The sequence below is a fragment of the Bacillus sp. CH_48 genome (assembly GCF_038008465.1).
GTDB lineage: Bacteria > Bacillota > Bacilli > Bacillales > Bacillaceae_G > Bacillus_A > Bacillus_A thuringiensis_S.
Genome location: NZ_JBBOZF010000001.1, coordinates 5,245,392 through 5,258,468 on the forward strand (window position 1 = coordinate 5,245,392; position 13,077 = coordinate 5,258,468).

Below are 13,077 nucleotides of genomic sequence, written 5' to 3' on the forward strand. Positions count from 1 at the left end.
ACACCACCCCTATATTTTTCATGTTATTACACCTTTCGCTATTATATGAGCGTAATCCTTTTTAGAAAAAGAAACGTAACAAAATAATCACAACCACTCCCGTTAATACTGTACCTAATAAACTACGAGTATATATCGCTACAAGAAATGTGGGAATTGCTGCGATAAGGTAATCCCACTGCATCGTCTCATGCATAAATAAAACTTGTGCTAAAAGCGCTGCTAATATCGCAATTGGTATGTAATTTAACCATTTTAAACCCCAGTCAGGAATTTGTAGTTTGCTAAATACGAGTAGAGGTAAAATACGTGGCACGAGTGTAACAGCTCCTGCTGCTAGTAAAAGTAATAATACATCTAATCTCATTTCCATTTTTCAATCACCACTCCAATCGTCGCAGCTAGTAAGGTTGCGATAATAACCGCTATACTATCTGGCATAAATAGGTGTGAAACGTATGCGATGATAATCGCTACAATTGCAACACTTAAATGAATTGCTAGTTTTGGTTTACTACTTATGAGCTGAAGAACAAATAATCCAATAAACATCGCTGGTAATGCATAATCCATCCCGTATGTATGTGGATCTGGTATCCACTCACCAAACAGTCCACCAATAATAGTAGCAAGAATCCAATTTAAATACGCTGTTACGTTAAGCCCGATCATCCATCTTTCACCTAAATATCCTTTTTGCGCCGCGTGTTGCACTGCAACGCCGAAAGTTTCATCTGTAATTTGCGAACCGATGATTAAGTTTTTAAATAGAGGAATTTTCGTAAAGTACGGCGCGAGTGCAGCACTCATAAGAAGGTGGCGCAAGTTAACAAAAAATACAGTAAAAATAATTGCGGAAGCAGGAGCACCGGCTGCATACATACCAGCTAATATAAATTGGGCAGAACCTGCATAAATTAAAGTGGACATAAATGCAATTTCAATGATAGAAAAACCTGCTGTTTTTGCAATTACACCAGCTGCTATACCGATGCTCAAGTAACCAAATACAGTTGGTAAACAATCTTTTACTCCTTGCTGAAATGTATCATCGCTCTGCAAAGCTACATGTGCCTGAGCTTTACTCATCTCTATCATCCTCCATTCCTTCTAAAGTTCGTTTTCCTGTTACGACATGAACTAAATCTATATTTTCACGCCATAACGTATCTAACTTATCAGCTCCAAATTCCTTCGTGATTTCTTCAACCATAATATCGTGCCGCACATACTCTGTAGCAACGAGAACTAGCGCTGGGTCATACGTTGTAACGGCCCATGAAGTGCTATCATTTGAGAAGTTCGCAATTAATACTTCCTCTCCATCACGCGCAATAACAGTTAAATGACCACCCATTCTCTTTTCAACAACGTGAGGCGTCATATAATTATGGTGAAACGTCGCTCCTATTTTTGTTTCTGGAGCTCCAAATAAGATTGAAAATATATGTACGCCTTCCTCTTCCTTTTGATAAATGTATGGCTCAATTTCATGCACTTGATCTTCCCATACAGAAATCCATAATTCTTCCTTTGCCCTATTAATTATATTGCATATTTCTTTTAAAACACGATCATTTGAGCGAATATGCGAAATTACATCTATTTGTCGCTCTTGTTCTAAACAATTTAATTTCTCATCTAAAAATTCAAAGGACTTTTCAAAGTCTTTTCGCATTCGATTCATTAATTCGGTAGCTGGTACTGGTACATATTTAACTGGTTCAGAAGGTACAATATGCACTGCTCCTTTATCCATTAACTTACCGAGTACCTCGTAAATCATAGAACGAGGTACTCCTGTTTGTTTACTCACTTCATAGCCAGTTACTGGGGAATGTTTTAACAATCCAATATACGCTTTACATTCATATTGGGAAAATCCTAACTTTTGTAATTCCTTTATAATTTCATCCATCGGTAACCCCTCACAATCTAAATCGCTCTTACTTCAAAACGGCGATTTTGCTTCCCTTTACTTTTTACTTTATCAATAACAAGTGTTCCTATTTCACTCGTATTTTTCACATGTGTGCCTCCACAAGCTTGTTCGTCTAAGTTTTCAATTGTAACAATGCGGATTTCTTGGATAGTAGTTGGCAGGAGATTTATTGCTGTTTTAATCATTCCTACAGCATTTTCTGCTTCTTCGCGGCTCATATAACGAGTGGAAATTTCTTTATTTTGCTTAATAAGTTTATTCACTTCCTCAACAATTTCTTCTACTTCCACGCTCGATAACTCTTGTAACTCATTAAAATCGATACGTGCTTTATCAGGATAAATTTGATTTCCGGTGCATAGAGCTCCATACTTTTCATAAACTACAGCTCCGATAAGATGCAGTAAAGAGTGATGACGCATTAAATTATGACGTCTTTCCCAATTAATCTCTAATTTAACTGGACCTAATTTTACTTGAGCTTCATCTTTTATATAGTGAACTATTTCTCCCTGCTCCTTCTTTACTTTTTCAACTTCAAATACAGACCCATCTTGTACAATGACACCCGTATCACATTCCTGTCCTCCACCAGTTGGATAAAAAACTGTTTCTTTTACAAATACTTTATTCCCTTCCACTCTTATCACTTCTGTCTCGCAACTCGTTTTGTATGCATCTTCTAAATATAATGCCGTTTTCATACTCTCACCTCTTTAGTAGTTATAGTTATACCTACTAATATAAAAAATAATATTCATACAGTCAACTTATATTTCAGAATTTTTAATTTTAAATAAAAAAAGCCTTTTATAATAAGGCTTTTTTATACATGCTATTATTTATTTTAACTGTAAAGTATTTAACATGTTTCCCGCCAAATGCTCCCGTAAAGTAGAACCTGTATACTCTTCCCTAAATACCCCCGCCTTCACAAATAAAGGAATGACTTCACTAAAGAATAGATTTAGTGACTTGGGAGGTCCTCCTGGAATAGCAATAAATCCATCTAACGCTCCGGCCTCAAACCTATCCATAATTTGCTTCGCAACGCCTTTTGGTGTACCAACCGCAACCCAATGAGCCGATCCAACAACTTCTGGTCGCTCTAGTATTTGTTCAACTGTTGGTTCATTTTTAATAATGAAATGCCGTAATAATTCTGCATGTGTTTTACTACGTACAGTTTGATCCCGACTTGGCAGCATCTCTTCGGTAATTTTACTTTCTAGCGGAATCCCTCTCGCATCTAATCCGAGAACCATTTCAAGTAACGCATATCTCTTCTCTTTTGTGAGATGTTGATGAGCTTGTCTATGCATTTCTAGCGCCTCTTCATATGTATCACCTATAAAGAAATATAATCCAGGTAATACGCGTATAGCATCTTGCTTCCGGCCATGCTGTTCTGCTCTTCTTCTTAAATCTTGACGAAGTTCAATACCTGACTCTACATCTGGCGTTGCAGCAAAAATTGCATCTGCAACAGAAGCAGCAAAATTCCGACCAGACTCTGAAGCACCGGCTTGAAATAATGGCATTTCTCCTGATATATGCTGTGGGATATTCAGTGGACCTTTTACCTCAAAATATTCACCGCTATGTTCAATTGGCTTGGCCATCTCTCTAATAACTTCAGTGTTATCTATTTTCAACACTTCATAAGGATGGCTCCTCCAAAGTTTTCTTACTAACTCTGTACATTCTGCCGCTTTCGCGTATCGTTCCTCAGATGATGGCATCTCTTCCTTACCAAAGTTTTCAGCACCGTCAATTGATGTAACAATATTCCACCCTACTCGTCCGTTACTAATCCAGTGTAACGATTGTAATTGCCTTGCTAATATATATGGTGGATAAAATGAAGTTGAAGCGGTTGTAACGACTCCAATTTTTTCTGTTGCATAAGCAATAGCAGTAAACAGTAACGTCGGGTCTAAAATGACATTCCCTTTATTACGAGCGATTAAATCTGGGTGCGCCACTAAATAATCGGCTTTAAAAACAAAATCTAACTTAGCCTTTTCTGCCTGTAGTGCCAACTCTACTTGCTCATCAATTCCGGAATTAAACTCATTCTCTTGTTCTTTCTTTCTAGAAATTAAACATAATCCAATGCAAAGTTGATTCTTTTTAGACATCTTCACACCATCCCCTTATTTTTAATTCACTTAGTTAAACAAATGTTGCTGTCATTATGAAATTCTATTCTTATGAAAATATATAAAATGATATTGATAATCATTATCATTTTATGATGTAACTGTAATAAAAGCAATAACAAAAAAGACTCCCACTTTTGGAAGTCCTTTATCTCAATATTTCATTCGCTTCTTTTTCATAAATTTTATCAAATGACGTCATAACGCGCTGTGATGCTTGAATCATCTTTTGATCCGTCATAAGATCGGCCATCTCTTTCGTCATATCTACATTTGAATTTTCTAGCATATGATTTTTTACTATTCCTGTTCCGTTCGGTAAATTAGCAATGTTTCCTTCTGCTAGTGTAAAGCTTTTGTTTTCACGTTGCACGAGACGTGCATTCGTTTCTGCATCTACTGTTTTTGTTTGTAAACGAGCAATATTATTTTGTGTTACTTCATCATATAATGTACCGTCTGCTTGTACAGCAACCTTTGCTCCTTCCGGAATACGAATACGCTCATTATTCTCTCCCATTATGAAAGCACCTGAAGATGTTTGTAAATATCGATCACTATTTAATGTGAAACTACCATCTCTCGTTAAAAATGTTTCATCATTTTTAGAAGTAACGAAAAATGATGTTGTGCCAGCCGCGCCGTCATCTAAAAAGAAATCTGTAGCGCTATTTGTCATTTGTATATTTCCTTGTACTAAATTCACATGTGTTGCAGCTGGTACTACAGCGTAATCGACCGAACCGATATTTGTTACCGCCCCATCTCCTCGGCGATATGTGTCTTGTACATCAAATACTTTAGACGTCATATTTTCTGCTTTAAATCCTGTCGTTTGAGCATTTGCAACGTTATTCGAATGAACATTAATACGCTGCATGTAATTCATCATACCCATAGAACCTATATAAAGACCGTTCATACTCGTTTGAATAAGGCAAGCGCCTTATTCTTCACCTCTTTTCTACGATGTTTGTAACATTTGTTTCGCTAAATGTTCAGCTGTAGCGATATGTATATTTTTCTTTATATCTTGTCCGTCTGTCATTAATACAATAGGAGCTGATGATACTGCTGGAATTTTCAACAATTCACCACTACTTGCTGTTTCATCAAATTTTGTAAACACAATACCATCTATATGAATATCTTTAAAGTTTGTAATGATTTCAATCATATCTTTACTTTTCATCGAAGCTGATAACGTTAAACAAATATAATCTGGTTCTACTTGTCCCATCGTTTCAATCATTTCTTCCACTGTTTCTGACGTACGATAATTTTTTCCGGCTGTATCAATTAAAATATAATCGACGCGTGCTTCTTCTTTAAAATACGTAAGCGCTCTTGTCATTGCAGCCTCATCACGCACAGCAATTACTTCAGATCCAATTGTCTTTACGTTATCTTGCAATTGCTGCACTGTCCCTATGCGAGAATGATCTGTCGTTATAAAACCAACTGTTTTGTTCTTACCGTGAAATTGCCATGCCATTTTCGCGAGTGTCGTCGTTTTACCAACGCCAGTTGGACCGATTAATGCGATTGTTTGTACTTCTTTTTCAAAGACGTTTTCCGTATTAAAATGAGATTTCATATCTTCCAATATGTACCTGATAACTTCTTCTTCTGTAATCATCGTTGCATTTTCAAACTTTATTTTTAACTTTTCAGCATATGCATAAATGAAATATTGTTCTACATCGTTTTGTTCTAGCATCCGAATTACTTTTTGAATAATAAACGGTACAGATTCTTGATTTTCTTTCTTTGGAACTACTTCTTCTTTCTTTACCGGAACGACTTGTTTCACAACTTTTTTCTTTTTCGGTACTTCCGTTTCTTTCGTCTGTTTCACAACGACAATTCCTTTTTCAAAGAGCTTTAATAGTTTTTCTTTTTTTCTTGCCCATTCTTCACTATTTCCTGTTTGCATTGCCGCGTATGACATAGAAGTCGTTACGTTTTCTAAATTGTGCAGTACTGATTGAATTCCATTCGCCTTCACAATTTGTTCTGAAGGATCATTCACAACATCCATTAACTGTTCATGAAATTGAGCTGTACCTTCATTCACTTCTTCCTGTTTTTCTTCTGGAAAAGCAACTAACATTTCATAATCCTTTTTCCAGAAAAACGGTATATTTCGTTTTACACTTTCATCGACAACGTAATAATAATCTGTACCATATTGGTCAAATAACTTTCGATACAATTCATTTTTCGAAGCTGCTTTTATTCGCATTAACGCTTCTTTCTTTTCTGTACTTTCCATTACTTCACCCCCTACTATTCAATATAGGCAATTTGATCCACAACAATTTCTGGTGCTAATTCGCTAATACAAAGTACTTGTGCTTCCACTTGATAACGTTCTAGCAGTCTTACGATCGCAAATCTAAAATCTTTTCTACGTGTTAATAACACTGGTTCTCTTCCCATTAAACGTGCTTGCTTAAAGACGCGCTGCACTTGCTCAACGACACGTGTTTCTAAATCTAAATCCCAGTTTAATAAGTAACCTTGATATGAATTATTCACAACATCCGCATCTAACTCAATTGAATCAGAGAAGAGCGCTGCATATATTTTTCCGTCCGGATTTTTCGCATTTTCACAAATAACTTTTGAAATACATTCACGAACAAATGATGTCACACCGTCAACGTGGTTTTGATAAATTTCTTTGCCGTCAATAATACCTTCAATAATTGTTGGTAAATCACGAATAGAAATACCTTCTTTTAGAAGTTGTTTAATAACATTTTGAACGAGTGATAAATCAATTTCTTTCTTCTTAATCTCTTCTAATAGAACGCCATTATCATTTTCAAGCGAGTTAATTAAGTCTTTTACATGTTGACGCTGAATTAATTCATGAAGATTACGTCTAACGACAACATCTAAATGTGTAATTAATATGCTAAGTGGCTCTAACACTTGATAGCCTTTCATTTGTGCATCTTGCACCATATGCTCTAAAATCCAATATCCATCTTCACCGAAAATTGGATCTTTAGCTGGCTCTGCATCTAAATCAGCCATTACGTTCGGTGTTTTCAGTGCTAATAAATAACCTGATTTTAAAACACCTTCAGCCGCCTTAGCACCTTTAATTCGAATAATGTAACGTCCGCGTGGTCTAAAGCTCGTATTATCTTTAAAGTTAATTCCAGGAACGTTAATACCAAGGTCAGTAATAATCGACTTCCGCATAAGAACAACTTTATCACGAGCTGTTTCCCCGTTAATTTTCTGCTTTACAAGTGCTGCTAAATCTAAACCGAGTTCTACAATAATCGGATATTTATCCGTAAATACTCCGAATGAATCTTCCACTTGTTGCAGTTGCTCATCTTCGCCTTGAATCATTTCTAATTCTTTTTGAAGCTCGTCTTCTTTTTCTTTCTTTATTCGATTTTTATTACGAATGCCTAAGAAGATAATCGTTCCACCAACGAGTGCGAATGGTAGAAACGGTAGCGGAGTAAAAATACCCATTGAGATAAATAAACCACCTAGTGCATATACAACGACTTCATGCGCTAATAACTCTTTAAAGATACCTTCTGTTACTGTATCCGGTGAGCCGTCAAATACACGCGTTACGATAATACCTGTTGAAATTGCAAGCATTAATGAACCGATTTGGTTTACGATTCCGTCACCGACAGTTAACTGTGTATAATGAAGAGCTGCATCTGCAAAGCTCATTCCTTGCTGCATCATGCCGACAATTAAACCGAAAATAATGTTTACGAATAAAATGACAATCCCGAAAATAACGTCCCCTTTAATGAACTTTCCGGCACCATCCATCGCCCCGTAAAACTCTGTTTCCATATTTAATTTTTTTCGTTTTGCCTGTGCATCTTTTTCTGAAATAATACGCTGGTTTAAATCAGCATCGATAGACATTTGTTTCCCCGGTAAAGAATCAAGTGTAAAACGAGCTGCTACTTCAGCTGTACGAGATGCACCGTTTGCAACGATAAACTGGAATATGATTAATACTGTAAAAATAACGATACCAATTAATAAGTTTCCGCCAATTACGAACTGGCCGAACTCTTCAATAACATGACCTGCATTTCCATCTGTCAAAATCGCTCGCGTCGTCGAAACGTTAATCGATACGCGGAAAATCCCGATTAATAACAACATCGTTGGAAATGACTTTAATTCATCCCACTCGTTAATACTTGTCGCTCGCATATAAATAAGCACTGACATACTTAGTAGAAAAACGATAATGATATCAAGTATAAATGGTGGAAGTGGAATTAAGAGCGCCACTACGAATGACGCTGCTAAAAAGATAGAAAAATAGGTTCTTGCAGACTCTATCTTAAACAAAGAGATCTCCTCCAAACGCGCTATTACACTTCAAGTTCGTTCGTCTGAATTAAATAGCGCATAACTTCAATTACAGCTACGTATAAATCTTCTGGAATCGTCTCATCTTCCTCGACTTGATAATATAAAGAACGAGCAAGCGGACGGTTTTCCACCATTGGTATTTCTTGTTCACGGGCAAGCGTTCGTATATATAATGCGAGCTCATCTTCCCCTTTTGCAACGACAATTGGTGCTGCATCAACGTGTTTATTGTAACGAAGTACAACCGAAATATGAGTCGGGTTGTTTACAATAAACGTTGCGCCATCCATCTTCTTCGCAATTGTTCCTTGCAAGATCGCATGCATAAAGTTTTTTCGTTTCCCTTTTACTTGCGGGTCCCCTTCATTATCTTTATGCTCCCTTTTTACTTCTTCTTTTTTCATCTTAATATCTTGTTCGTACTCCCATTTTTGATAAATGAAATCAATAATAGAAAGAATGATTAAAATAATTAAAATGGCTAAAAAGATAAATTTAATTTGGCTAATAATTTCAGTAAGTGACGCTGTCCAGTTAAATCCAATCATACTAACAATCTTCTCTAAATTCTTTTTAAAGAGAACGTACGAAACGTAACCGATTAATCCCATGTAAAACAGTGATTTCAAAATATCTACTAAACTTTTACGACTAAACAATCTCGTAAAATAGTTTTTCGGATTAATACGTGACGCTTTCGGTTTAATGACTTTAGAAGAAAATAGGAAGCCGACTTGAATCATATAATTGAATAAATGAAAAGCATATACGAGTATTAATATCGGAGCCGATACTTTCAGTAATAAAATCCCCATTAAATAAAAATACTCGGTTGAATCTGTATTTTTTCCAATTTGATCAAACAGCACCGCTACGGAATTTGCAATCTCATAACCTAGCCAATCTCCGAAGAAATAAACGACAACTGCTAATACGAGAATGGAAAATAAATTATTTAAATCTTTACTCCGGGCAATATTCCCTTCTTCACGCGATTTTTTACGCTTCTGCGGGGTGGCCTTTTCTGTTTTATTATCCTTTGCCATGCGCGTCCCCCTACTTCGTTAAGAAAAAGTTAAATAGTTTCGTATATTCTTCAAGTAATACATCCGTCATATTTTTAAACACATAACCGAGCATCGGTACACTCATCGCAATAAACAAAATACCACATGTAATTTTAATTACGTATGCATTCATAAAAACGTTTAATTGCGGAGCGTTTTTTGCAATTAAAATTAGAACAAAATTAATGATGAATAAACTTCCCATAAGCGGCAGAGCAATTTCAACCGCTGATGTGATCGCAAATAATAACGTTGCGAGTAGACTATCTAAAAAACTAGTCGTCAACAATTTTGAAATCGCCTCTGTATATTGAAACGACTTTAAAATAGTGGCAACGAAATAGTTAATGCCGCCAAGTGAAATAAAAATAATGAGAAAAAATATATCAAAAATGGTTGATAGTAAAGTAGACTGTGAGCCTGCATTTACATCAAACAAACTTGCTTGTGATAAACCAATATCAAAGTCTAAAATATGCCCTGCCATTTTCGGAATGTTCCACAGCATTTCTACAATTTTTGAAAGTGATAATCCAATTACAATTTGCGTTCCTGCATAAGCTGCAACGTCCCAAACTGTCTTGATGTGAGAGACATCCACTTGATCGGCCACTGTAATTGAAAGAGCAAGTCCAACTGTAACCTTCGCCATTGCTGGAATGGATCGGCCTGAGAAAAACGGTAAAAAATATAAAAATGAAGTAATGCGACAAAACGCAAAAAACGTCGCCGCCCATAATTCCATATTCATTTCAGTTCACCTATCTTAGTACGAACGCAATAGCGATGGGATTTTATCAAATAAATCTAAAATAAGCATCGTTAACTCTTGGAACATCCACGGACCTAAAATGATAATAACGAGCACAATACTCGCCATTTTCGGTAAAAACGTCAGCGTTTGCTCTTGAATTTGCATCATTGCCATAATAACCGCGATAATAATAACGACAATCAGACTTACAACGGCAATCGGCATTAAAATCATAACCCCTTTATAAAAAAAGGTTTGGAAAATATCTATAATTGGTGACGTATTCATTTATATGACTCCTATCACATAGCATCAAACGCTTCAGGCGACCGTCTTAAACATAATATCGACAATTTTTGTATATCCACCTAAATATACGAAAACGAGTATTTTAAACGGTAAACTTAAAATCATCGGCGGTACCATCATCATCCCGAGGTACATTAAAAGTGTACTAATAATCAAATCTATAAATACAAACGCTAAATAAATGAACATCCCTGTTAGTAAACCTTTTTGAATTTGCGTTAACGTAAAGGATGGTACAAGTGTAAATAAGGAAAGATCTTTCAAATCTTTCGGCAACTCTTCTCCGCGTACTTTCAGCATCATTTTCAAATCATGCTTATACGTATGCTTTGACATATATTCTTTCATAATAGGAGCTGTCGTTTCCGCAGCTTGGCTTACTGTTATTTTCTCTTTCGTCATCGGATCCCACACATCGCTCTTCAGTTGCCCGAGTACAGGCTGCATCGTAAAGAGTGATAAAAATAATGCAAGTCCAACAAGCACTTGGTTTGGTGGTAAATTCATTACCCCAAGTCCTTGACGTGTAATCCCAAGAACGATCATAAAATAAGTAAAATGTGTAAATAATAGAACGATAGAAGAAGATAATGATAAAAGGGTAACGAGCGCAAATAGTTGTACACTTGAATTACTCGTAAACTCTTTTCCATTTTCGAAATTAATAAAACCGTTCGGGGCCGCATACGCTGGATTTACAAAAATAATTGAAAAAACGATAGAAAATACGAAAATAACGGCTAATAATGATAACTGTTTCTTTATTCTCATGATGGATCCTCTACTTTTTTCGTTTCAGTCTTCACCGCGTCTTCTAGTGCTTGTTGAAACTGATTTCCTGTTCCGGTTAATTGCACAGACTGCACACCGTTATTACTAATAACAGTGAACACTTGCTTTCCGTCCACTTCAAATAAAAAGGCACTCGTTTGATGATTTAAATACACGCCGTCTTTTACTTGAATATGGCCATTTTCACCCTGCTTAAAAAACTGCTGTTTGCGCGTCTTTTTTGTCATATAATATGCACCGTAACCGAGCGCACCAAACAGTAAAACGACTTGAAATAAGGTCGTCATATACGACATATGACTCCTCCTCTACTCTTTATCTTGCATTTGACTTTGCGCTTTCATAAGCGCCGCTTGTTTCTTGTCAGCTTCAATTTCAGAAATGATAATACCGAATTTCTCGTCCATTACGATTGCTTCACCGATGCCGACTTTCATATTACTTAAATACACATCTACTTTATGTCCTAAGTTTTTCTCTACTTCAAGAACATCGCCAACTTTTAACTGCTTTACATCACCAAGCGTAATAGATGACTTTCCAAGCTTTACACCAAGTTCAATCGAAATATCTGAAACAGTATCGATATGTGCTTTGCCTGCTTCATTTCGCTTTCCTGCAAAATCTTCTAATCCCATTAATGACACAGGAGATACTTCATGCTTCATATGGATCCTCCTACTCTACAAAACTTTTAAATAGGAGCGCCTTACGCGTTCCATCTTTTCCAATAAAACAATTAAATTTATGCTTTCCATCTACATAACCAAGTAATTCATCCGAAACTTTCGTATGAAGCGGAATAATATCGCCTTCTTCAATTTGTTCAATCTCACTCATTGTCATTTTCTGCTCACCAATCGCAACGTGAACAGGTTTGTACACTTGATTTACTTTCACTTCCACTTCAGACGTATACTTCCTACGTTTATCCGAAGAATGTTCGACAATATTTTCAGACGTTAACTTATCCATAATTTCTTCAACAGATAAGAACGGAATCCCGATACGCACCGTCGTATTCCAAAAATCTGTTTTCATATTTACATTAAGTAATGAAATGATATCGCTCGCTGTCGTAATCTTTAGTGCATTCGGATCTGTTTCCGTCGTTACAAATTTCGGTTCAATCGCAACAACACTTTCGAATGATTGCTCCAAATTTTTACAAAGAAGCAAGAATATATTATCAAGCGTTAAAAACTCAAATGCTGTTAACGGTCTGCGCATCGTAAAGTTACGCTTACTATCTCCGCCAAGCCAACATTCATGAATATAAATAACGAATGCTAAATCAATCTCAATAACAATTTCTCCAAGCTCTGGTAAACCGAGATCAATTACGCAATATAAATAATAATCTTTCGGCATTTTCTCCACATACTCACTCGTAAATGGAACTTGCTCAACTGTTGAAGGCTCTAGTTCAATTGGAATACGCATACGCGCTGATAACGTCTGTGACGTCTGTTTTCCAAACGTAGAAGCAATCGCTTGCAAACTACGTAAATGCTCAACACCGAACTTCTCTGGTCTATTAAAATCATACTCTTGAAATTTCTCTTGCTTTCCTGCTTCTTGTGCGAAAGCTGGCATTTCCTCGCCTTCATTTACCGCCTTCAGCAGGGCATCAATTTGCTCTTGGCTTAATTTTTCGCCACTCATGACAAT

Annotated in this window: 15 protein-coding genes; all 15 read right to left on the reverse strand. The window is 36.3% G+C overall.

Annotated features, from left to right (window positions below; translation table 11 throughout):
• Positions 1 to 61: 61 nt before the first annotated feature.
• Positions 62 to 373 (reverse strand): AzlD domain-containing protein, encoded by a 312-nt coding sequence (locus tag N2V92_RS26415; RefSeq protein WP_000425944.1) that lies wholly within the window; start codon positions 371 to 373, stop codon positions 62 to 64.
• Positions 364 to 1,089 carry an AzlC family ABC transporter permease gene (locus N2V92_RS26420; protein ID WP_000030479.1) on the reverse strand — a complete coding sequence of 242 codons (726 nt, stop codon included), beginning with the start codon at positions 1,087 to 1,089 and terminating at the stop codon, positions 364 to 366. The genes N2V92_RS26415 and N2V92_RS26420 overlap by 10 nt, the downstream gene beginning before the upstream one ends.
• A complete protein-coding gene (locus N2V92_RS26425; RefSeq protein WP_000343356.1) occupies positions 1,082 to 1,918 on the reverse strand; it encodes a TrmB family transcriptional regulator in 837 nt (278 codons plus the stop codon). Before N2V92_RS26425 ends, N2V92_RS26420 begins: the two co-directional genes overlap by 8 nt.
• 17 nt (positions 1,919 to 1,935) lie before the next feature.
• Positions 1,936 to 2,646 carry an alanyl-tRNA editing protein gene (locus N2V92_RS26430; protein WP_000844967.1) on the reverse strand — a complete coding sequence of 237 codons (711 nt, stop codon included), beginning with the start codon at positions 2,644 to 2,646 and terminating at the stop codon, positions 1,936 to 1,938.
• 138 nt (positions 2,647 to 2,784) lie between these two features.
• Positions 2,785 to 4,083, reverse strand: coding sequence for an NtaA/DmoA family FMN-dependent monooxygenase (locus N2V92_RS26435; protein WP_042597526.1), 1,299 nt, complete (start codon positions 4,081 to 4,083; stop codon positions 2,785 to 2,787).
• A 169-nt stretch (positions 4,084 to 4,252) separates the two neighbouring features.
• A complete protein-coding gene (locus tag N2V92_RS26440) occupies positions 4,253 to 5,026 on the reverse strand; it encodes a flagellar basal-body rod protein FlgG (protein ID WP_080775469.1) in 774 nt (257 codons plus the stop codon).
• 42 nt (positions 5,027 to 5,068) lie between these two features.
• Positions 5,069 to 6,379, reverse strand: coding sequence for a flagellar biosynthesis protein FlhF (gene flhF / locus N2V92_RS26445; RefSeq protein WP_016513056.1), 1,311 nt, complete (start codon positions 6,377 to 6,379; stop codon positions 5,069 to 5,071).
• A 14-nt stretch (positions 6,380 to 6,393) separates the two neighbouring features.
• On the reverse strand, positions 6,394 to 8,460 hold the full coding sequence (gene flhA, locus N2V92_RS26450) for a flagellar biosynthesis protein FlhA (protein ID WP_016077898.1): 2,067 nt from the start codon (positions 8,458 to 8,460) through the stop codon (positions 6,394 to 6,396).
• Between the two features lie 23 nt (positions 8,461 to 8,483).
• Positions 8,484 to 9,530 (reverse strand): flagellar type III secretion system protein FlhB, encoded by a 1,047-nt coding sequence (gene flhB, locus N2V92_RS26455; RefSeq protein WP_001040120.1) that lies wholly within the window; start codon positions 9,528 to 9,530, stop codon positions 8,484 to 8,486.
• Between the two features lie 10 nt (positions 9,531 to 9,540).
• Entirely contained in the window at positions 9,541 to 10,302 is a 762-nt protein-coding gene (locus N2V92_RS26460) for a flagellar biosynthetic protein FliR (protein ID WP_001055718.1), read from the reverse strand.
• 15 nt (positions 10,303 to 10,317) lie between these two features.
• Positions 10,318 to 10,593: a flagellar biosynthetic protein FliQ gene (locus N2V92_RS26465; RefSeq protein ID WP_001098080.1), complete on the reverse strand. Its 276-nt coding sequence runs from the start codon at positions 10,591 to 10,593 to the stop codon at positions 10,318 to 10,320.
• Between the two features lie 33 nt (positions 10,594 to 10,626).
• Positions 10,627 to 11,385 (reverse strand): flagellar type III secretion system pore protein FliP, encoded by a 759-nt coding sequence (locus tag N2V92_RS26470; RefSeq protein WP_001220582.1) that lies wholly within the window; start codon positions 11,383 to 11,385, stop codon positions 10,627 to 10,629.
• Positions 11,382 to 11,702 carry a hypothetical protein gene (locus N2V92_RS26475; RefSeq protein WP_000121178.1) on the reverse strand — a complete coding sequence of 107 codons (321 nt, stop codon included), beginning with the start codon at positions 11,700 to 11,702 and terminating at the stop codon, positions 11,382 to 11,384. Before N2V92_RS26475 ends, N2V92_RS26470 begins: the two co-directional genes overlap by 4 nt.
• Positions 11,703 to 11,714: 12 nt before the next feature.
• Complete coding sequence (gene fliN, locus N2V92_RS26480; RefSeq protein ID WP_000680010.1) at positions 11,715 to 12,074, reverse strand: flagellar motor switch protein FliN; 360 nt, start codon at positions 12,072 to 12,074, stop codon at positions 11,715 to 11,717.
• 10 nt (positions 12,075 to 12,084) lie between these two features.
• On the reverse strand, positions 12,085 to 13,071 hold the full coding sequence (gene fliM, locus N2V92_RS26485) for a flagellar motor switch protein FliM (protein WP_000012361.1): 987 nt from the start codon (positions 13,069 to 13,071) through the stop codon (positions 12,085 to 12,087).
• Positions 13,072 to 13,077 lie beyond the last annotated feature (6 nt).